This is a genomic window from Anabaena azotica FACHB-119, from assembly GCF_014697625.1.
GTDB classification, from domain to species: Bacteria; Cyanobacteriota; Cyanobacteriia; order Cyanobacteriales; family Nostocaceae; genus Trichormus; species Trichormus azoticus_A.
The window spans coordinates 49,855-71,499 of the sequence record NZ_JACJSG010000014.1 but is presented as its reverse complement, the minus strand read 5'-3'; the positions used below and the strand labels follow the sequence as shown (position 1 = coordinate 71,499).

Below are 21,645 nucleotides of genomic sequence, written 5' to 3'. Positions count from 1 at the left end.
ATGGGGAAATAGCGATCGCTACTTTTGTTGAGCCTCTAACCAAGATGACAAATCAGCTAAACTGGTAAAATCTAACAGTGCATCACTCAAATTTGCCAAAGCTGGTAAAGGTAAAGCAGAAATTGCGGAACGTATTTCTTCAGATAATTCTCCCAGTCGTTTAGCCAATTGTCGGCAAATAGCATTAGCCATCACTGCTTTAGCCTCTTGTTCGGCTTTTTGCCGTACTTCGTCTTCGATTTCTTCCTTGATTTCTTGGTAAACTCTGGTTTGTTTCAGCGTTATCCCTAACATCGACTCTACCTCCCTGCGGTTTAGTTGCTCAAACCTGTACATCATAATTGTAGTGATTATTTCTATTATGACGCTAGCTGTTGGTGATGATACTTCTTGGTTAGTCCTATTTAACAAATACCTTGCTGTTTCCGGTGCTTTTTCTTCTTCTATCGTAGTTAATACCATCAGCGCCACCCATAAAGGTAATTGGCGAATATCTCCCAATTCATCTAAAAACACCCGATGTACTTGGTTTCCATTGAGTAAGTTGCGATGAGGGTAAATATCACTCTGTTCCACACTCCGAGACGGATAAATAATCACCACTTGCCAGTCGCTAAATTTAGCACGGTTGCGGTAGAAATATAATGAAGATTCAGCGAATACCCTTTCATAAAGCTGTTCATCCTTTTGAAACTGTACCTCGCAGAAATATACAACCCCAGCACCTTCATTTTCTGGCGGAAGAAACACCCCATCAATTTCAAATTTTGGTTCTTTAACAGCTACCGAATCAAATCGATAAGCATCTGCATTAATTGGTGGTGTGGCGATGAGTTGAAACAACAGATTAGGACATTGTTGAAACAGTTTGTAAAAAATTGAATCTCGACGCATGAAGGAGTATAGAAAATCTATGTCCCCATATTACCTAATTATTGGGTACACAATTAATTAACTTTTTAATATGGCGTTTTCTAGTCTGCTGATGTAAAAATTCATCTGCATTTATCTGCGTTCATCTGCGTTCATCTGCGTTAAATTATTCTTTCCTCTACCTAAATAGGATAAGAATAGCTATATTCTCTTATGGCAACTTATAGCTAGCAACCCGCACAATTAATTTCCCTTGACGCGGGTTTTGAGAAAATATAAAAGCTCCCTCTTCCTGTTCACTACTGGATAAAAAATCAATTTGTTGCTCTGCTGTTTCTACAACCTTACCAGCAATTTGTAACTCCGCGATAATTTGCACTGATTCAGCAGTTTCTCCGCCATTATTCACAATTTCAAACGGGACATAAAATTGTCCCTTGACTTCCCGAATTATTTGCTTTTGACTCACCGATAAAATCGGGGGTTGGTCATCTTCATTTACCCAAATGTAACCAACTAAGCTAATAATAATTGCCAAAATAAATAAAGCTATGGCAAATGTTACCAACTCAGCTAAAGAACGTTGTGGTTTTGGTTCTGTTTGCGTCATATTGCTAACCTACCAGCCGCACCGCCAATTGTTGCAGGTAAACCCAAGACTAAAGTATGTTCTAACCACATTCTCCAAGGGTCTGTAAATGTCACCTTTTGAAAGAAGAATAACATCATCGCACTGGCTAGCAAAGATACTAAATAAGAGATAGTTGTCTCACTTAACGGACGTTGAAAAATTCCCTTTTGCTGTCTGCGCTTTTGTTGGTCGGAAAAACCAGCTTGAAAAACAATAGCATAGGAAATTACAACAGATGCAGCTATCAATGCTAATAACCAAGGGGGTGAAATAGCGGCGGCTAACATGGGAACTTCATCGGTGGGAGCGATATTAAAAGCAATGACAATTGCACCAATGACGGTTGCACCCAAATCAGCTAATGTGGCGTGTAAACCATGATTATTATGTTGGCTAATACTATTTCTTTTCTGAGTATCTGATGCTGAATTGTCTTGTTCACTATTTCCTAGAAACTGGTTTGCTAAGGCTACACCTAGAGTAAATGGTACACTTTCAAAGACAATTTTACCCAAAGATTCTTTTAAGGAAGCCTCTAGCGTAATTTCTCGCAATAGCCACAACATAAAAGCAGAACAAACAAACCCTATCGCCATTGCTTCTACCGTATCTATAGCAGCTTCATCCACTCGCCAGTTATTTCTGCGTTTACGAAAACCTTCTGTATAGTTGAGTAGGAAAACTATAATGAACATTATGGCGATCGCTATCATCATCAGCCTTGGTTTTGCCAGCGATCCAATCCACCATACTTCCATAGTATATATTAGTGGGATACCAAACAAAAAACCTCCACAAGTACCCCGTACAATATCATTTAGCTCTCGTTTCCAACTACTTCTATGCTGTTTTTTAGCCACTCCTAATATTTACCTATATTAATAATAGTTTTTAGCGTCTAAACTTATATTATCATACATATATTGGCATCTATCTGTAGTTATTAGATGATACAGATTTATATATCTCTTCTGATAGGTACAAATGAAATTAATTAATGGTAGCTTACTTTATGTTAACGATTTGAATAAATATAGAAAAATATGAGTACCGAAAACAGAATTGAAGCAACCGCTAAGAATATTGAAGGCAAAATACAAGAAGCCATTGGTGAATTGAGCGGAAATCCTTCAGACAAGGCAGAGGGTAAAGCCAAACAAGCTGAAGCCCAAGTAATTCATACAACAGAAAATATCAAGGATGAATTGAAAAAGTCTCTTGACTAATAACATTTTATGTTACTCAAACTTCTGATGTCATGAATTACAGCAGTTTCGCTATTCGTGAAATACTGTAGAGACGTTACATGTAACGTCTCTACATAGTTTTGGGTTTTAGGCTTGTACCTCATTTACCCAAAATATGCTATAGCTGATAAGAACCTAATAATACTTATAATTTATAACTCCAAGAATTATAAAATCTTGGAGTTTTTATAGTTTATTTTTTTAATATAACAAAGGTTAGTTTGGAGTATAGCAGTTGCCACATAGGCGAGGACTGAATCATAATAACTTGATTTTGAGTCTGTCCCCTGTTCTCTACTATAAATTATCTCTAACCTTGGGGGCTATTATTTGTCTAGTAACTTCTGGAACTACCAGTAATTAAATTCCAGAGGAAGATGGCAACGATAGCGCCAATAATTGCCACAATTATTCCAGAAATACTCAGGGTTGATGCTGTCAATTGTATTGTTCCCGTGTCTATCAGGGTAACGATTGTGCCACCAATTAAAGCACCAATGATACCCAAAATCATAGTTCCCAAAATACCGCCACCTTGACGACCAGGGTAAATGGCTTTAGCTATAGCTCCAGCTATCAAGCCAAGAATAATCCAAGCGATAATGTTCATAATTTGATTAGCTTAAAAACTTACCAGTACTGTATTAATTCCTCTTAGTTTTTCCTTCTATCAGAAGAGATAAGTATCGTATCTACTTTTATAGATTTACTACATTCATCCCTGAAGATAGCAATTCACTTTAACAGTGAACAGTTGTAGGGGCGGGTTGATTGAGAAATTCATGATAAAAACAGATATGTCCGCTAAACCCGCCCGTACTTAAATGCGTTGGTGCAACACCACATCAATTGGTATAAGGGGTATTTTGGCACTTATTTATCCCCACTATACGCCGTCAAAACTAATAACTGGTAACTGATAACTGATTTAAGTAATTACACCTTGAAATTGCATAGTCACTGTTAACTGTCAACCTTCAGCAGTCAACAGCTAAGACGAAAAGATGTGCAATTTAGATGCGTGACAGCTTAACATAATGCTGGTAGCGATCGCCTGTAATGTAAAGTTGTTAACAGGTTAATAAATTTTCATGAAATCTCCTTCACCTTGGACTTATATCCCCATCCTCTATTTTGCCTCCGGTGTACCTTACGTCATGATCAACACCGTTTCTGTAATCTTCTACAAAAAGCTAGGAATAGCCAATGCACAAATCACCTTTTGGACAAGTTTTCTTTACTTACCTTGGGTAATTAAAATGTTTTGGGGGCCAGTTGTCGATATTTACTCAACTAAACGCAGATGGATAATTTATACACAATTTGCTATGTCTGCTTGTTTAGGTTTAGTGGCGTTTAGTTTACAATTACCCAATTTCTTTTTCATTTCCCTTGCGGCTTTAACTGTAGGTGCATTTATTTCTGCAACTTATGACATCGCTACAGATGGCTTTTACCTACTAGCTTTAACTCCAGAACAACAAGCATTCTTCGTAGGTATTCGTTCACTATTTTATAGACTGGCTGTGATTTTTGGCTCTGGTCTTTTAGTTGTTTTAGCGGGACAAATTGAAGCTAAACTTAATAATATTCCTCTGAGTTGGACATTAGCTATTGGCTTGGCTGCGGTAATTTTAGGTGTAATTTCGGTTGGCGATCGCCTAATTTTACCCCTACCAGAAGCAGATAGCCCAAGACCACAAGAAAACACCAACAAAATTCCCTTTTTCCAAATCATTACCGCATACTTTCAGCAACCAAAAATTATCGCTATAATAGCATTTATTTTACTCTATAGATTCGGAGAAGCAATGCTATTAAAAGTTGCCTCCTTATTTTTATTAGATACCCTAGAAAAAGGCGGCTTAGGATTAACCACCTCAGATGTAGGTTTAGTTTACGGCACATTTGGCGTTATCTCCCTAATTGTTGGCGGGATTTTAGGAGGACTAGCAATAGCTAAATATGGGTTAAAAAAATGTCTATTCCCTATGGCTTTAGCCTTAAACCTACCTAATATATTTTACGTCTACATGGCTTATACAAAACCTGGACTAACATTAGTATATCCTCTAGTTTCTTTAGAACAATTCGGATATGGTTTTGGCTTCACAGCTTTTAGCGTTTATTTAATGTACATCTCTCAAGGCGAATATAAAACTTCTCACTTTGCCATATCTACAGGTATTATGGCTTTAGGTATGATGTTACCTGGAATAATTAGCGGTTATCTACAAAATCTATTAGGATATCCACTATTTTTTATTCTGGTATGTCTTCTGACCATCCCAGGAATGATTTCTCTATTTTTTATTCCCTTACCAGCAGAAACCGAACAGCAAACTAGTTAATATGACTTATGTATTAGGGATAGATGGCGGCGGTAGTAAAACAGAGTGTATTTTAATGGATGATACACATCAAGTTATTGGTCGTGGTCAAGCAGGTGCAGCCAATTATCAAAGTATAGGCACAGAAGCAGCATTGATATCTATTGAATTGGCAATTCGTCAGGCTATCAAGTTAAGCAAACCAATCAAAATTGATGCCATATGTTTAGGATTAGCAGGCGTTGGTCGTCCCAAAGATATAGAAATAGCCAAAGGTTTAGTAAAAGGATTAATAGATAACCAATCTCTACCTATCACTTGGAACTTACAACCATCTAATATTGTAGTTTGTAATGATGCTTTAATTGCGTTAGTTGGTGGAATTGGTCATTCTGTAGGAATTGTTGCCGCAGTTGGTACTGGTTCCATAATTCTCGGTCAAAATCAGCAAGGACAAACCAAGCGAGTTGGCGGTTGGGGATATATTTTAGGCGACGAAGGAAGCGCTTATAAAATTGCTGTGGCAGGAATGCAGGCTGCATTAAAATCTTATGATGGGCGGGAAAAATCTACCAGTCTTATAGAAGCTTTTCAACAGCAGTTGAGTTTAGAAAATATAGAAGATTTAATACAAGTTATCTATGGGCGAGGATGGGGAGTTAAACAAATAGCTGCTTTAGCACCCATTGTTGATTTAGTCGCCGCTTCTGGTGATGAAGTAGCCAATCATATAATTGATGATGCTGTGAGAGAATTGGTAACAGCTACATCCACAGTTATTGAGGCGATTTTTACTCCTGACTCAGCTTTAGAAATAGTCACAACTGGTAGTGTGTGGCTGGGGAGATGCAAGATACAGGAGAGATTTACATCTTCTATAGTGAATCAGTTTCCGCAGGTGAAGGTAATCTTTCCCCGTTATGAACCTGCTTATGGTGCTGGGTTATTGGCTTTGGGGAGTTTGGGGTGGCAACATATAAGCCGACAATAATATCATAATATTGATTATTCAAAAGCTAAAATTCCTTCAGACTCATATTTAGAGATAAATGAGGAAACGTAGGATACAATTAGACATCATTTTTTCCTAATTAGCTTGAAAAAACGTTCAAACTCTTAGATTCTAATAGCCTCTAAGTAATTTAAGGTAGATAGACAAAATCTGTGCTACCAACACATATCATATTGTCTAAATAAGATAAATGTTAGTTGGTAGTCTTAAGTTGCAAAATAATTCTTAGTTAAAAAGGTGCAAAACAAATGGTGAAAGAAAGCTCGATAAAAATTGAAGAAATTGATAATACATCATCACATTTAGATACAGTTAAAGAACTATGGCGTTTGAATAGCGCAACCCTTGGGTTTTTTCCTAAAGGTGCTTTTGCAGAGCGTGCAAAAAAACGTCAAATACTTGTAGCACTTGATCCTGAAGCTGGATGCGTTGGCTATTTGTTATATCGAGAGTCATATGATCGGATCACGATTGTTCATCTTTGCGTTAATAAGGAACATCAAAACAAAAAAGTGGCTCGATTACTTGTCAAACATCTTAAACAAATAACTCAAGAAAAATATAGAGGTATTGGTTTACACTGCCGTCGTGATTATGACTTAGCAAGTATGTGGTCAAGGCTAGGATTTGTTTACCAATATGATAAAGAAGGAAGGGGTAAGGATAAAAAAAAGTTAGAATTTTGGTGGTTTGATCATGGACATCCAGACATATTTTCTAATATCCACATTGATAAAGTTGAATCAAAATTGTGTATCATTATCGATGCTAGTATCTTTTTTGATTTGTACATGAATGAAGATATAAATAGTGAAGAATCAAAAGTATTACTAGCTGATTGGTTAGATTCAGAAGTAGAAATATGCTTAACTGATGAAATATTTAACTACATAAATCTTATTCCTGATGATAAGGAAAGAGAATCACAAAGACAAATAGCAAAACGTTTTCTAATCTTGCCGACTCCAAGCGAAAATTTAGATGAATTAATACAAGTCATACAGTCATTTTTAATTCAAAAAAACAGAGATTTTTCTGATTTTGATGTACGTCATTTAGCGAGAACTATTGCGTCCGAATCTCATATTTTTGTAACTAATAATCCAGTTATGCTAAATGTTGCAGATAAAATATATGATAGATTTAGGCTGTCTGTTCTAACTCCTCATGAACTGCTTACTCAATTGGACGAGCTGCACAATAAGCCTGACTATCAACCTGTACGTTTGGCTGGAACGCTGCTACAACAAATCCTAGTTCAAAAAGGACAAGAAGACTTATTAACTAATTATTTTATTTGTATAAACCAAGGTGAAACTAGAACTGAATTTCAACAGAGATTACGCCGATTTCTTACAGAATCAGAAAAGTTCGATTGTTATGTAGTTATGGAAAACCAAAATCAACCATTGGCTTTATTTGTATATGGTAAACATAAAAAAGATGAGCTAGAAATTCCACTGATAAGAGTTTCTAAAAGCCAATTATCTGGCACACTAGCACGTCATTTGATTTTTCAATCAATCTTACGTTCTGCCCACGAAAATCGGCATTCTACTAAAATTACAGACTTAAAGTTAGATGAAACTATTACCAGCGCTATTCAGGAAGATAATTTTGTCAGGGTTCAGAATGGATGGTTAAAAATAAACTTAGCAGTTGTTGAAACTGTGTCTCAATTATCAATACGCCTTGCTAATTTAGCATCTAATTTAGGGCAGGAATACAACTTTTGCCTTCAAATTGCTAACAACCTTAATTTAAATAATTGTATGAAAGATGTCCAACTCTCAGCCAATATTGAGAAATTCTTTTTTCCATTAAAAATCATTGATACTGAAATACCTAACTTTATTATTCCCATAAAAGCAGAATTTGCCAAAGATTTATTTGATTATGACTTAGCTAAACAAACGCTATTCGGTTCAAAAATAGAACTAGCATTTAACCGTGAAGCTGTTTACTATCGCTCTGTTAAGAATTCAAGAGGTTTAAAGGCTCCATGTCGGGTTCTATGGTATGTCAGTCCAAGTAAACATGGTAAATACTGTGGAGTAAGTGCTATTCGAGCCTGCTCTTTTGTAGATGAAATTATTATCGATGAACCTAAAAATCTTTATCAACGCTTTCAACGGTTGGGAATTTATAAGTTTGAGGATATTTTGGCAATAAATCTGGATGATGGTAATATTATGGCAATCAGATTTAGTAATACAGAATTATTTAACTATCCTATAGAATTGCGGCAAATCAGAGAAGTTATAAATAGTAAAGAATCCTTTCAGTCAGCTTATAAAATAAATAGTGAGCTATTCATTGAGTTATATAATTTAGGATATACTAATAAATAAATGAATGCTTTTAATGTCTGATTGAATGTACAAGAATATATTGTTGATTTCTGTTAAACCTAAATATGCTGAAAAAATATTTTCTGGAAATAAACAAATAGAATTTCGTCGTGTTCGCTCTCGATTAGAAAAAAATGATTTGGTTTTAGTGTATGTATCGTCTCCTAAAAAAGCTCTGGTAGGTTATTTTGAGGTAGGGCATATTGTCCAAATAGAAATTCAAAAATCCTCCAAAGAGTTAAATAAATTTTGGAAGCAGGTTAAAGATATAGCGGGAATTAGTTCTAAAGAATTTAAAACTTATTATAATGGTGCTTCAATAATGGTGGGTATTTTTGTGAAAAATATAAAAACTTTATCAGAACCGATAGAATTAACACAACTTAGAGAAAGGATACCTGAAATTCGACCCCCACAAAGTTATCGTTATTTAAAAGAGAGTGAGTTTAAAATACTCAAATCTATGATGGAATAGCTAACAATAGATGCTTTATATATAAATTAATTTTTGGTAAAAAAAGCAATTATTTCACAATTTATTATTAGTAATGTTAATAGAGAAAAAAAAAGAATTTATAAATTTGTTTTCTGAGTTCATCAACTCATATGTGTACACCCCATCTGGTATGAGTCGTAGAAACTCATACTTTCAACAGCGTCAGCAGGGACGGGGTAATTTTGAGGCTATCATAGCAGCAGTAGGCTTAGGAGAAAATGTAACAGACTTAGTGTTGCTACAACTTTTACCCTATAAGCAAAATAGCAATATTCAAAAGAGTGTATGGACTCATATTAGTTCCAATATCACAAAAAATATAAAGGAATGGTTTGAAGATGCAAACTTGATAAAACCTGAAGATTGGCAGCAGATTTCACGAGAAATTTTAAAATTTGTTTGTTGCTGTAATGATAATCAAAAGCAATTATCAACAGCTTGTAGTGAATTTTTGCAGATGCCTTGTTCAAGATATTTTAAAACAGAGATACTAACACCAATTCTGAACGCTCTCCAACCAGATAAATTTCTTTTAATTAACAATACATCGATACGAGTAATTAATTACTTGGTAAACACAAACTATAAAGCAGAACTAACAGACTATCCAGCAGCCAACAGTACGGGACAGAAGCTAATTAAAGAATTGGCGCAAGATATGCACCAGCCTAGTGTACCGGCTTTGCGAGATGATGACTTGTTTGATATGTTTTGCCACTGGCTGGTAGAAGTAAAGACATACGACTTCACTAACGAAAATTTAAAAAATAGCTTTTACTGGGAGCAAAAAATTCACTTACCAGAATATACTTTAGCTCAACTTATTGAAGAAATCAGCATTGACGAAACAATAGTAGAAAGCTGGATAAATACCATTCATCGTAAAGGTCAAGTAATTTTATACGGTTCACCTGGAACAGGGAAAACCTATATTGCAGAAAAACTTGCTAAACACCTAATCAGTGATGGTGATGGCTTCTGCGAATTGGTGCAATTTCACCCAGCATATGCTTATGAAGACTTTATTCAAGGTATCCGTCCTCAAAGCCAAGACGGTAAACTGACATATCCACTCGTTCCAGGTAGATTTTTAGAATTTTGCAAAAAGGCTGAGTCTCGCTTAGACATTTGTGTTCTCATCATTGATGAAATAAATCGTGCTAATCTTGCACAGGTTTTTGGTGAATTGATGTATTTACTTGAATACAGAGATAGAGAAATTCCCTTAGCTGCTGGTAACACCTTTCGCATCCCAAAAAATGTCCGAATTATTGGGACGATGAATACAGCAGATAGGTCTATCGCTCAAATAGATCATGCACTACGTCGTCGCTTTGCGTTTATCGAACTTCGTCCAAACTATGATGTACTGCTAAATTATCACCTAAAAACAGGTTACGCAGTGGCAGAATTAATCAAAATTCTACAGGAATTAAATCAGGCGATCGCAGATAAAAATTACGAAATCGGAATTTCCTTTTTTCTCACAGATAATCTACGTGATGATATACAAGATATATGGCAAATGGAAATCGAACCTTACCTAGAAGAATACTTCTTTGACAAGCCAGATAAGGTAGATGAATTTCGCTGGAACAAAATTTATCCCCGTTTACATATATAAAACAAGTGACCTTAAAAATTATTGAAATCACCGAATATCAAACTAAATACTTTGAGCCTGATGATATACCCCCTGAAGCCGGAATTAAACTGTATGAAAAATATACAGCACAAGTAGATGTAGAATTTCCTAATTATATAACTCGTCATCAAGGTTATTTAAAAGCCAAAGGATGGGTAGGTTACATTCCTCTAAGCTCGGAGATAGCTATAAAAATCAATCCCAAGGTTTCCATTGTAAACCTTTTTGCTATGCTGGAGTATGCTTATAATTTAAAGAGTTTTCGCTTCCTAGAAGGACAAATGAATTGTGAATCCTTAGAAGGCTTTTATAATAAACTCGCTTATATATTAGCTCAGAAAGTTTTAGAACGATGTCGCAAAGGATTATATCGTACTTACTTACCTAAAACAGAAAATATTTCTTATGTGCGAGGCAAGCTAAATTTACAGCAAATAATCCAAAAACCTTGGGAAGTAAAACTTAAATGTCAATATGAAGAACATACGGCTGATGTTGCAGAAAATCAAATCCTTGCCTGGACATTACATATTATTGGATATAGTGGTTTGTGTTCTGACAAAGTGTCAGCAATAGTCCGAAAAGCTTATCATGCACTACAAGGCTTAGTCACGCTACAAACTTATACAGCAGAAGACTGTATTCAACGCCAATACAATCGCCTTAATGAAGATTATCAAATCCTCCATGCTCTGTGTCGATTTTTCTTAGAAAATACTACACCCAGCCATGAAAAGGGTAACAATACCACTTTACCCTTTCTAGTAAATATGGAGCGTTTGTATGAGATATTTGTTGCAGAATGGCTTAAGTTTCACTTGCCATCAAATTTAACTCTCAAATCCCAAGAAAGAATCAATATAGGAAAGAATATTTACTTTAAGACAGATTTAATTCTGTACGATACTGCAACTATTACACCTAAATATATTATTGATACAAAGTATAAAGCCCCGGATAGTCCATCATCTGAAGATATAGCTCAAGTAGTAGCTTACGCTGTCTCTAAAAATTGCCAAGAAGTAACTTTAGTTTACCCAACAGCCTTAACTCATACCTTAAACACTTTTATTGGCAATATCAGAGTACGCAGCCTAACCTTTGCACTTAATGATCATCTTGATATTGCAGGTCAAACCTTTTTAAACGAACTCCTGTATGCGACTTCCAAATAAAAAATATCCAAAATTTAGGGTGAGTCAGTACGAAATACCATAGCTACACAAAAAATATTTAACAGGACTTACGCACCAATGTTATCTGTTAAGACTGGGTGTAAGGGTGTAAGGGTGTAAGGGTGTAGGTTTTGAAGGCTTACCCCCCTACACCCCTATACCCCTATACCCTTGTCCAAACCCTTGATTTTTCGTTTTCATGCGTAAGTCCTATTTAAACTGACGCACCCTACCCTGCGCCCATACTCATCTGCGTTTATCTGCGTTTATCTGCGTTCAATTTTGCCAAGCCACTACAGTAACTTTATTTTTACTTGATAAATAAACTCTATTGATGAGCCATTGGTAAGGTGAGGGTAAACGCTGTTTGACCGTTCAATGTTGAGTCAAGGGTGAGGTCGCCACGGTGAGCGCGAGCAATTTCACGGGCTAAACTCAGTCCTAGACCAATACCTTCAACTTGACGGGTACGCGCCGGATCGCCGCGATAGAAGCGGTCAAAAAGCCGATCGCGATCGCTCTGAGGAATGTCTTTTGAAGCATTGGCGATGGTAATCTGAATATTTGTTGACATTTTCCCAGCATAAATCTTCATCCAACCTTGGGCAAGATTGTATTTGATGGCATTACTCAACAGGTTTTGCAGAACCTGCATGAGCAAATCGCGATCGCCCTCTACTTTCAAGCCACTAGGAATATCAGTTTCCACAGTCAAACTAGGAGCCAGCAGTTCCACATCCTCTACCATCTCCATAAGTAACCCTGACATATCCACCTCAACCAAATACAAGCTCATTTGTCCCGCATCGGCTAGAGATAGCAGCAACAGTTTCCGCATAATTCCACTCAGACGGCGCACTTCATCCAAGAGATTGCTGAGACTTTGTTGCACTTCACTCCCAGGCTCAACCTGTTGCAGAGTTCGTTCCAGTTCGCCTTGCAAAATTGTTAGCGGCGTTTTCAGTTCGTGAGCCGCATCAGCACTGAAGCGAGAGGCTTGGGTAAAACTGCGTTCTAAGCGTTCTAGCATTTGGTTAAACACCACAATCAGTTGCACAAACTCAACATCAGTTGTCCCGATAGGAATGCGCTGATCTAACCCCTTGACTGTCACCTGTTGAATTACACCCGTTAATTGATTGATAGGACGCAAAGCCCCACCAGAAATTAACCATGCACCAACCGCAACCATTAGCAACGCCGTGGGAATGGAAACCAAGAAAATATTGCGAATTGTCGCCATCTCTTGATTGACAGCTTCCAGGCTGACTGCGATCGCCACCTGATTATAGGGAAATTTAGCGGCTCCTATCCGCCAAATTGCTGTTGCTGTCTTTGCGGTAACAAATTGTGGAGGAATTGGGCGAAAAGATGGTGGTTCTAAGGCTGGATTTAATCGTTCTCTTGGAGGCGGTGGCGCTAAAGGTGTTAATCTCAGACGCTCAACCAATAAGCGGTTTAGCTCACTATCGGTAGATACCAAGTTGGATTGAAAAACTATTTCACCATTAGCATCAAGCACCAGTAGGGCGATAGGATTTTTGGTATTTATTTCTACTCTTGGTGGAGGAGGTAATCGTTCTTGTTGGTGTGGGCGACTGGCTCGCATCAACTGATTTAACAGTTCTACGTCTAAACCACTGATTTTGGCATTATAAATCTGCAACCAGGAAACTGCACCAAACCCAACTAATGTACTGCCAGCCAGAGCCGCAGACAACAGAGCAATTCGCAGGCGAAACGATCGCAGTTGTTTCATGTTGATTCTGGTTTGCGAAACCGATAGCCAACGCCGCGAATGCTTTCAATCCAACTAGCTTCATCGATAGAGTCAACTTTTTTGCGGATGCGCTGGATAGATACATCCACAACATTAGTGTTAGGGTGAAAGTCATAACCCCAAACCTGCTCCAGAATTTGGGTACGGGTGAAAACTCTTCCCGGAGAGCGCATGAGATATTCCAACAGATTAAACTCCCGACTGGTAAGTTCAATTGCTCGTTGATTGCAAGTCACTTCGCGCGTGATGCGATCGAGTTTGATTGACCCCACCACCAGGAGATTTTGCCTCTCACCTACACTCCGGCGCACAACCGCATGAATACGAGCCGCTAACTCTTCCACAAAGAACGGTTTAGCAATATAATCATCCGCACCCAAATTCAGACCTTGTAAGCGATCGTCTAGTTCATTGCGGGCTGTTAACAAAATTACCGGAGCATTACGACCTTCTCGCCGCAGTTGTTTGAGAATTGATAGCCCATCTTTTCCCGGAACCATAATATCCAGAATAATCGCATCATATTCATGATCTAATGCCCGCAGATATCCTTCATCACCGTTGTCGCAATAGTCTACGACAAACCCCAACTCCTTCAGTCCAGCCCGGACGAAGTTAGCAATTTTAGCTTCATCTTCAACAAATAGAACCTTCACAAATATTAATTAGTTCATCTATTGTTCCATTTTAGATTGATTAATCTTTAGCTCAAATTACAAAAATGTAATTTAGCACTTGGGGTAGGGTGCGTCAGATGTGGGAAATCCTTGAATCTGTACGAAATTATTGGGGCTGACGCACCCTACAGTTACTTTGATTATGATAATTGCGTAAGTCCCATACCCTTTAGCTCAAATTACAAAAATGTAATTTAGAAAATGGGCAAGCTGTAATTTTGGGGTGGCTCAATCATAAATATCAGCAACAATAAATTTCGAGGTTAATTATGAGAAATCTTCGCCCAATTTTAGCAGTAGCAGTCATGCTCGTGATTGGTACATTCGGTATTATTGCACCTAATCAAGCGATCGCAGCTAATCCACGCGATTAATTGCTGTGGTGTTTCACCAACGTATTTAACTGATAACTGATAACTGATGACAAATCACCTACGCCGCCTTTTCACTCGCAGACAAGCACTTGCTTTATTTAAGGCAATGGGAAGTGCAATACTTGTGTTTGGATGCCTACCGAGAAAGTCCAGTCAAACCGCCCTAGCATCGTCTCAACCTACCTGTGTTGTCAGTCCAGAGCAAACGGAAGGGCCGTATTTTGTAGACGAAAAGCTTAACCGTTCTGATATTCGTGCCGATCCCACCGATGGTTCAGTGAAACCAGGTGTACCACTACAACTGACACTGCACATTTCTCAAGTCGGTAGTAATAGTTGTACAACATTAGTAGGTGCGATCGTCGATGTTTGGCACTGTGATGCTTCCGGTGTTTATTCGGATGTGACAGACAGAAGTTTTAATACTATTGGCAAAAAATTTCTCCGTGGTTATCAAATAACGGATGCTCAGGGAAATGTGCAGTTCACAACTATTTATCCTGGTTGGTATCCAGGCAGAACTGTGCATATCCATTTTAAAGTTCGCACAACTGGGACATCACAGGAAAGTTATGAGTTTACCTCCCAACTATATTTTGATGACAAAATCAGCGATCGCGTTTACAGTCAACCACCCTACCCCAGAAAGGAACAACGCACAACCAAAAACACTGATGATGGAATTTTTGCTGATGGTGGCGAGCAACTGTTGCTCAAGCTCACTCAAAATGGACAAGGTTATAGCGCCACCTTTGATGTTGGGCTGAGGATAGCGTGATTTAAGCATTGTACTAAGCGCAAAAATTACAAAACTGTAATTCAAAAGCAGGGCTAACTGTAATTTTCAGCTATTTCAATAGAAACATAAACAATCTAACTTGTAGGAGATGACAATGAAGCTTAATAAAGCAGTAGTCGTAACAGCAATTTCCCTTGCGGTTGGTACATTTGGTTTAATTTATCTCAATCAGGTAAATCCTGCTAATTCAGCCTATCCAATTGCCCAAGCATCACCACAACCCAACCAACCACCAGACAAACAGCGTCCACCCCGCCCCGATTTTAAAGCAGCCGCCACCAAGTTAGGTGTAACTGAACAACAATTAAAAGATGCGCTAGGAGTACCAGCCAATCCTCCCAGCCCTGGAGATAGAAATCAACGTCCACCCCGCCCCGATTTTGCCGCAGCAGCCACAAAGTTAGGTGTGACTGAACAACAATTAAAAGACGCGCTCGGTGTTCCGCCTCATCCACCCCGCCCAGATTTTGCCGCCGCCGCCACCAAGTTAGGTGTAACTGAACAACGCTTAAAAGACGCACTAGGAGTACCAGCCAATCCTCCCAGCCCTGGAGATAGAAATCAACGTCCACCCCGCCCCGATTTTGCCGCCGCCGCCACCAAGTTAGGTGTGACCGAACAACAATTAAAAGACGCGCTCGGTGTTCCGCCTCATCCTCCTGGTGAAGCCCGCCCAGACCCTTCCAGATAAACATACAAAACACTAACCCAATCTCAGATTTCGTAGGGTGGGCATTGCCCACCACCTGCTTCCACACAAGAGACTTTTCGCTCCTACGAGGAGAGGGGTTGGGGGTGAGGTATTTTTTCGTTTCTCCTCCCTCTCCTACGAGGAGAGGGAGGTTGGGAGGGAGAGGTTCATCGAACTCACGTTAAAAAATTATCTCTTCCCCAACCCCCAATCCCCCCATCGCCAGCAACGCCGTTCCATAGGCGGCTTCTGTATTCATTGAGGAAATTACAGGAACTTGTAAATTTCTTTGACGAATTGCCGTCCAAGTAGGGTTTTTTGCCCCACCACCAGCTGTATATACTTGAGTCAAGCTATCCGCACCCAATTTTTGTAATAGTTCATATCCCTGAGTTTCTATGCGGGCGATACTTTCTAACAACCCATGCAGAAATTCCACAGGATGATCTGGGCGTGGTGTGAGGCGTGGGGGTAAATTAGCATCGTTGATAGGGAAGCGTTCTCCTACCTTCAACAAAGGATAATAATCTAATTCACTGGCTTTACCAGCATCAATCTCACGACTCAAATTTTCCAACTCAGCATCGCTAAAAAACTCCCGTAACACAGCACCCCCCGTATTTGACGCACCGCCAGTCAGCCACAAATCACCAAGGCGATGGCTATAAATTCCATACCTTGCATCCTCTACACGAGTGCGACTCAACAATTTCAACACCAGCGTTGAACCCAGGGAAGTCACAGCTTCCCCTGGAGATTTAGCCCCACTCGCCAGAAAAGCCGCAATACTATCCGTTGTCCCAGCACAGACCAAGCAATTTGCCGGAAATAGGAACTGTTGAGATATTTCAGGACGTAATTCACCAATGGGAGTCCCAGGCGCTAATACTTTGGGTAACTCAAGCGGTATTTGCAACCCTAACAACCATTCTGGATATTGCAAACATTCCACGTCATACCCCAGTTTTAAAGCATTGTGGTAGTCGCTAATTCCCAACTGTCCATGTAAGAGAAACGCCAGCCAGTCGGCTTGATGCAGAAAATATCTCGCCTCCCCAAAAGCAGGTAACTGCATCATCCACCGCAATTTAGCCAAGCTAGAGGTAGCGCTGAGAACTGTATGATTTGGCGGGGCGATATCTCTCAACTCCCCCAGCACCGATGATCCCCGCCCATCGTTGTAGAGTAAAGGCGTATCTACCGGGTTGCCATCCCCATCGCATAATAAGACTGTAGAGGAAGTCCCGTTGATGGCGATCGCCCTCATCCCTCGCCGCAACTCTTCAGGAATTTCTCCTAGCAGCGTCAACAAAGCCCTCTGCCAACTCGACGCTAACTCAGCATCCGCCCCCCAAGGATACCGCACTTGTGCCTGGATGTGAGCAGCCTCATCGATGACCACAGCCCTAGCCCCTGACGTGCCAAAGTCGATTCCTAAATAAAAATCCATATTTTTATAAATTTTTTTTATGAAAAATAACCAAAATTACTGACTTATCACTGCTTTTGTTGCATCTTGTAACAAGATATTCCCCATTCTCGGCAAAACAAGGAAAAGTAGTAAACGAACTACTATTCAACATCCATTCGAGCTTAGGAGGTTTCCCACCATGCCTAATCTGTATCTTGCAGTGACTTCCATCTCAGATACTCAAGTCTACATCGCTCTAGTTGTCGCCCTAATTCCAGGTGTTCTGGCTTGGCGCTTGGCAACAGAACTTTACAAGTAATGGAAGCTCAACATCATCTCTGCTCAAATGCTGATCACGGGAATTTCTCATGATGAGCCATTAGACAGACTTGATGTAAAACCCAGCTCCATATTCCTGAACACAACAATCCAAAATAACTGGATTGTTGTGTTCTGTTGGTTATAGCGATTTCCATAATGTAAATTATCTATACACTGGCGTTGTCACTAAATTTTGTTTTTATACTTTTATTCTGTACGAAATTATTGGGGCTGAAGCACCCTACAGTTAGCTTGATGATGACACTTGCGTAAGTCCTATTAAATACTAAACAAGTATTAGTAAATCAAAATTGACAAAAGCAAGTTTCGCTTGATACTTTAGAGAGGTTTAATTTCCCTCAGAAATCAAAACACCCAAAACTCAATATCATACAGCAACTTGTGCTTCACGAGTGAGATGCACATTGCAATTGACATTGACACCTAAAAGAATAATAATCCAGGCATACAAGGTGCAGTTTCCAAATACTGGTGGTTGAATCCTACAAAATCGTGCCAACCATTTACCTACGTATGTTTTGTTTTGTTTTGACAAAGAAAATACGTGTAGCAATTTGGAAAAAATGAAGTAATATGTCAGCTAATCTTAGCCGTCATCAACGCCAGTAGGCTTCTGATGGCTTGGCTATACAATCAGGCAATTTTCTCTAGAGCATCATGAACGCTTTTCAACCTTCCCAATTTCCGCAACAACCCACACCACAACATCGTCCGCCCGCGCCGCGCCCAAAACGACATCTACGCCAACGCTCCTATCGGCTAATGGCTGTAGAAGTCACAGCCAAGATAGGAGTGAACGTCGCCATCTCCGCCGCCGCCGCCGCCGCTTTGGTGCAGCTGATACCTCATCACTTATCACAACAAGCTAAGTTGCGTGAAGTCCATGTTGAAGTCAAGCAGATGGAAAAGCGCGTCAGTGATTTACAAGAAAAATTGAGCCGTAATCTTGATCCCCTTCAAGCTAACAGTATCAGACAAGAACAAGCATTTAAATTTGAACCTAATCAAATTCCCATTGTAGTGACCAAGCAAGAGCAACCAGATAACGAAACCTCAGAATTGCCTTAAGACAAATATCCCCAGGGACAGGGTATCAAGGGCAGGTAACAGGCTCGTAAGTCGCTTAGTCGGTTTATTTCCTGGTTAGTTTGTGTCCTGATCTATCGGGCGTTAGCGTTCTGCAAGAGCGTAGCTCCTCGCTATATAAATTATTTACAAATGCAGATAGCTGATAAATACAGGGTTATCATCCAGACTGGTAACAGCTAATAGTTAATAGCTCATTTTAGTTAAATACGTCTAATGTGAATTAAAATCTTGTAATTGCATAGACATTTGTAGGGGCGGGTTAATCAAATATCATCAACAATTAACGATGATCCCGGTGAACCCGCCCCTAGCGAGTCTCATTCCCTCCCTGCATGGGCTATTATTTGGATAATAAAGGTTTTTCTAATTCACATCAGGCGTTAAATTATTTTAGTTATCATCTATTAGCTGTTAACCACGCTAGCAGCAAGTTGGAAGTAGGGAAAAGAAAAATTTATATTTGATTGTCAGCTTTTTTCATAAGATTAATTACGAATTACCAAGAAGGTAGCAATTCATTTATCCAATTTTCCAGTTGTAAACGTAAACGGTAGCCAGGAACATCTCTACGACTATATAAAGAAGGTAATTGAGCCACAGCGCGACGATAGTCGGCGATCGCACAATTCCATTCCCCCCAAAGGTGGTAAGTTCTGCCACGTTCCGCCCAAATATGCCCCTCTAGCTGACCGAAAACCAGCGCGATATCAAAATTCTCAATTGCTTGCTCATACTCGCCCAAATCGCGCAGAGTAATCCCCCGATTAATCCACGCTCGCACATGACGAGGATTCAAATCAATAGCACGGTCATAATCAGCCAGCGCAGCTGCTAACTCTCCGCAGGCTGCGTAATAATTGGCTCGATTGTTGTAAGTACTAGCTAAATCAGGATTCAACTGTAGAGCGGTGTTGTAATCTTGTAGTGCTTGTTGGCTGTGACCACTTTGAAAATAAATTAACCCCCGGTTGTTGTAGTCAACCGCATTGTAGGGATGGCGATTAATCAATTGGTTGAGGAGTGCGATCGCTTCGTGATAATTTCCCTGTTGTGCTGACTTCAAAGCACAAGACCGTAGGTAGCCATCAGCCAAACCCGACTCATCACAGTCAGCATCTTGCTTGTGAGGGTCGAGTGTAGTCTTAGTCAGAAATTGGTAACAGCTATTTTGCTGATCGCCGGAGGCTAAAAACGGGTGAGTATTCATATCTTCTACCTTAGCTGCTTGGTCTGGGAAATCAAATTATAGTTATTGCAGTAGCTTGTTCATAAATTTTTTTGAAGACAAGCAAACCTGATACAGACTATTTACACCCCAATCTAGTAATACATACGTCATTCTTAGGGTAAATTCCTGAAACAAGAAATATTAATCTATAAGACTATTCAAGTAGTAAGACTGACAAATTCGGTAAAATGCCAAAGAGGTAAAAGGGACAGTTGACAGTTGACAGTTGACAGTTGTCACAGATTAAAGGCTTCTTCTTTTCCCCTTTCCCCTTTCCCCCTTCCCCTTTCCCCAATCCCCAGTCCCTATGATTTCTGAACAAAACGCAGTCGATTTAAACGCTGATGATTATATTCTCATCGGTCTAGCTACTTGCTTTATTAAAGAAGATGGTGAAGTTCATCAAGTCGACGTAATTGAACCAATTCCCTCCGCGTCTTTAGAAGCGCTGTTAAAAGGTATACCCACTTCGTATAAATATGCTTGTGCAACCAACTTAGGTTCAGTAGTGAACCAAGATGAGCCAATCTTACCAACCGGCTTTCCTTCCTCGGCTCAGTTCGCAGATGAATTTGTGCCACGAGTATATGCAGCAGCGCGTACATACAAGCGTCGAGAAAGTGCAAAATCTCTAATTCCTCTAGGCACAACCTATACAGATTTTAAATACTCCCTTGACCGTAAGCGGGTATTAAATGCTAGTAGAGTAGTAACAAAAGACGATAACGTCAAACAGCATTCTCACACTCACAAAGTACTTTAATCTCAGGTAGTTATGTTGAAACTTTATGGAGGGGCTTTTAGCCGCGCTTCAATTGTCAAGTGGTATTTAGAAGAGCTAGAAGTTCCCTACGAGTTTGTCTTGCTAGATATGCAGGCTGGAGAACACCGCAGTCCTGAATACTTAAAAATTAACCCTATTGGGAAAGTACCCGCAATTGTAGACGGGGATTTTCAACTTTGGGAATCAGGAGCAATTTTGCTCTATCTCAATGACAAGTACAGTCAAACTTCTCTCTCACCAGAGGAGCGGGGAATCATCTCCCAATGGGTAGCATTTGCCAACGCCACCCTTGGCCCTGGTATTTTTGTGGAAGCTAATCGAGAAAAGGAAATGCCTCGTTTATTGACTCCCTTAAATGAAATTTTCCAGCATCAACCCTTTATGCTAGGCAATGAATTCACTGTTGCTGATGTTGCTGTCGGGTCTATCTTGGCTTACATTCCCACTTTCTTAAAACTAGACTTAAGCGATTATCCAGCCGTAGCAAACTATATCAAACAAATTACTGAACGACCAGCTTTTCAAAAAAGTATTGGCAAACGGTAGTGAACACGTCAGGGTTGGTAATAGGTAATAGGTAATTGGTAATGGGAGAAAACAATTACTTGTTACCTATTACTAACTAAACTAACCATATCGTAAGTAATTAGCCGGACTTGATATAATTCACTATCAATAGCTTGATTCTGGGGGCATTTCCAGAAATCAAT

The 21,645-nt window shown here is 39.3% G+C and carries 21 protein-coding genes; 13 read left to right on the top strand and 8 right to left on the bottom strand.

The window, feature by feature from the left end; translation table 11 throughout:
• Positions 1 to 18 precede the first annotated feature (18 nt).
• From H6G83_RS12325 to H6G83_RS12315, 3 genes are all read right to left on the bottom strand, one after another.
• Positions 19 to 894 carry an Rpn family recombination-promoting nuclease/putative transposase gene (locus H6G83_RS12325; protein WP_190472047.1) on the bottom strand — a complete coding sequence of 292 codons (876 nt, stop codon included), beginning with the start codon at positions 892 to 894 and terminating at the stop codon, positions 19 to 21.
• 190 nt (positions 895 to 1,084) lie between these two features.
• Complete coding sequence (locus H6G83_RS12320; RefSeq protein ID WP_190472044.1) at positions 1,085 to 1,483, bottom strand: TIGR02588 family protein; 399 nt, start codon at positions 1,481 to 1,483, stop codon at positions 1,085 to 1,087.
• Positions 1,480 to 2,364, bottom strand: coding sequence for a TIGR02587 family membrane protein (locus tag H6G83_RS12315; RefSeq protein WP_190472041.1), 885 nt, complete (start codon positions 2,362 to 2,364; stop codon positions 1,480 to 1,482). The genes H6G83_RS12320 and H6G83_RS12315 overlap by 4 nt, the downstream gene beginning before the upstream one ends.
• A gap of 183 nt (positions 2,365 to 2,547) precedes the next feature.
• On the opposite strand from H6G83_RS12315, the gene H6G83_RS12310 reads away from it, so the two are divergent.
• Positions 2,548 to 2,730, top strand: coding sequence for a CsbD family protein (locus H6G83_RS12310; RefSeq protein ID WP_190472038.1), 183 nt, complete (start codon positions 2,548 to 2,550; stop codon positions 2,728 to 2,730).
• A 355-nt stretch (positions 2,731 to 3,085) separates the two neighbouring features.
• Here H6G83_RS12310 and H6G83_RS12305 read toward each other — a convergent pair whose 3' ends face one another.
• Entirely contained in the window at positions 3,086 to 3,361 is a 276-nt protein-coding gene (locus H6G83_RS12305; protein WP_190472034.1) for a GlsB/YeaQ/YmgE family stress response membrane protein, read from the bottom strand.
• A 481-nt stretch (positions 3,362 to 3,842) separates the two neighbouring features.
• On the opposite strand from H6G83_RS12305, the gene H6G83_RS12300 reads away from it, so the two are divergent.
• The 6 genes from H6G83_RS12300 (at position 3,843) to H6G83_RS12275 (ending at position 11,760) form a co-directional block, all read left to right on the top strand.
• Positions 3,843 to 5,102: an MFS transporter gene (locus tag H6G83_RS12300; RefSeq protein WP_190472031.1), complete on the top strand. Its 1,260-nt coding sequence runs from the start codon at positions 3,843 to 3,845 to the stop codon at positions 5,100 to 5,102.
• Position 5,103: 1 nt separating this feature from the next.
• Positions 5,104 to 6,072: an N-acetylglucosamine kinase gene (locus H6G83_RS12295; RefSeq protein ID WP_190472028.1), complete on the top strand. Its 969-nt coding sequence runs from the start codon at positions 5,104 to 5,106 to the stop codon at positions 6,070 to 6,072.
• A gap of 269 nt (positions 6,073 to 6,341) precedes the next feature.
• Entirely contained in the window at positions 6,342 to 8,444 is a 2,103-nt protein-coding gene (locus H6G83_RS12290; RefSeq protein ID WP_190472026.1) for a GNAT family N-acetyltransferase, read from the top strand.
• A 43-nt stretch (positions 8,445 to 8,487) separates the two neighbouring features.
• On the top strand, positions 8,488 to 8,919 hold the full coding sequence (locus H6G83_RS12285) for an ASCH domain-containing protein (protein WP_242044560.1): 432 nt from the start codon (positions 8,488 to 8,490) through the stop codon (positions 8,917 to 8,919).
• Positions 8,920 to 9,070: 151 nt separating this feature from the next.
• Positions 9,071 to 10,564: an McrB family protein gene (locus H6G83_RS12280; RefSeq protein ID WP_242044558.1), complete on the top strand. Its 1,494-nt coding sequence runs from the start codon at positions 9,071 to 9,073 to the stop codon at positions 10,562 to 10,564.
• Between the two features lie 5 nt (positions 10,565 to 10,569).
• A complete protein-coding gene (locus H6G83_RS12275; RefSeq protein ID WP_313935893.1) occupies positions 10,570 to 11,760 on the top strand; it encodes an McrC family protein in 1,191 nt (396 codons plus the stop codon).
• Positions 11,761 to 12,088: 328 nt separating this feature from the next.
• Here the strand turns inward: H6G83_RS12275 and H6G83_RS12270 are convergent, their stop codons facing one another.
• Entirely contained in the window at positions 12,089 to 13,519 is a 1,431-nt protein-coding gene (locus H6G83_RS12270) for an ATP-binding protein (RefSeq protein WP_190472016.1), read from the bottom strand.
• Positions 13,516 to 14,196, bottom strand: coding sequence for a response regulator transcription factor (locus tag H6G83_RS12265; RefSeq protein ID WP_190472013.1), 681 nt, complete (start codon positions 14,194 to 14,196; stop codon positions 13,516 to 13,518). The genes H6G83_RS12270 and H6G83_RS12265 overlap by 4 nt, the downstream gene beginning before the upstream one ends.
• Positions 14,197 to 14,637: 441 nt before the next feature.
• On the opposite strand from H6G83_RS12265, the gene H6G83_RS12260 reads away from it, so the two are divergent.
• Together H6G83_RS12260 and H6G83_RS12255 are read left to right on the top strand one after the other, a co-directional pair.
• Positions 14,638 to 15,369 (top strand): intradiol ring-cleavage dioxygenase, encoded by a 732-nt coding sequence (locus tag H6G83_RS12260; RefSeq protein ID WP_190472009.1) that lies wholly within the window; start codon positions 14,638 to 14,640, stop codon positions 15,367 to 15,369.
• Positions 15,370 to 15,484: 115 nt separating this feature from the next.
• Positions 15,485 to 16,081, top strand: a complete 597-nt coding sequence (locus tag H6G83_RS12255; RefSeq protein WP_190472006.1) for a hypothetical protein — start codon at positions 15,485 to 15,487, stop codon at positions 16,079 to 16,081.
• Between the two features lie 181 nt (positions 16,082 to 16,262).
• On the opposite strand, the gene H6G83_RS12250 is transcribed toward H6G83_RS12255, so the two are convergent.
• Positions 16,263 to 17,531, bottom strand: a complete 1,269-nt coding sequence (locus tag H6G83_RS12250; protein WP_190472003.1) for an FGGY-family carbohydrate kinase — start codon at positions 17,529 to 17,531, stop codon at positions 16,263 to 16,265.
• Positions 17,532 to 17,691: 160 nt separating this feature from the next.
• Between H6G83_RS12250 and psaM the strand changes: the two genes are divergently transcribed.
• Together psaM and H6G83_RS12240 are read left to right on the top strand one after the other, a co-directional pair.
• Complete coding sequence (psaM, locus tag H6G83_RS12245) at positions 17,692 to 17,811, top strand: photosystem I reaction center subunit XII (protein ID WP_082727154.1); 120 nt, start codon at positions 17,692 to 17,694, stop codon at positions 17,809 to 17,811.
• Between the two features lie 680 nt (positions 17,812 to 18,491).
• Entirely contained in the window at positions 18,492 to 18,902 is a 411-nt protein-coding gene (locus H6G83_RS12240; RefSeq protein WP_190472000.1) for a slr1601 family putative cell division protein, read from the top strand.
• Between the two features lie 517 nt (positions 18,903 to 19,419).
• On the opposite strand, the gene H6G83_RS12235 is transcribed toward H6G83_RS12240, so the two are convergent.
• A complete protein-coding gene (locus H6G83_RS12235; RefSeq protein WP_190471997.1) occupies positions 19,420 to 20,130 on the bottom strand; it encodes a tetratricopeptide repeat protein in 711 nt (236 codons plus the stop codon).
• A gap of 328 nt (positions 20,131 to 20,458) precedes the next feature.
• Between H6G83_RS12235 and H6G83_RS12230 the strand changes: the two genes are divergently transcribed.
• Complete coding sequence (locus tag H6G83_RS12230; RefSeq protein WP_190471994.1) at positions 20,459 to 20,914, top strand: hypothetical protein; 456 nt, start codon at positions 20,459 to 20,461, stop codon at positions 20,912 to 20,914.
• Between the two features lie 12 nt (positions 20,915 to 20,926).
• Positions 20,927 to 21,481, top strand: a complete 555-nt coding sequence (locus H6G83_RS12225; RefSeq protein ID WP_190471991.1) for a glutathione S-transferase family protein — start codon at positions 20,927 to 20,929, stop codon at positions 21,479 to 21,481.
• Positions 21,482 to 21,645 lie beyond the last annotated feature (164 nt).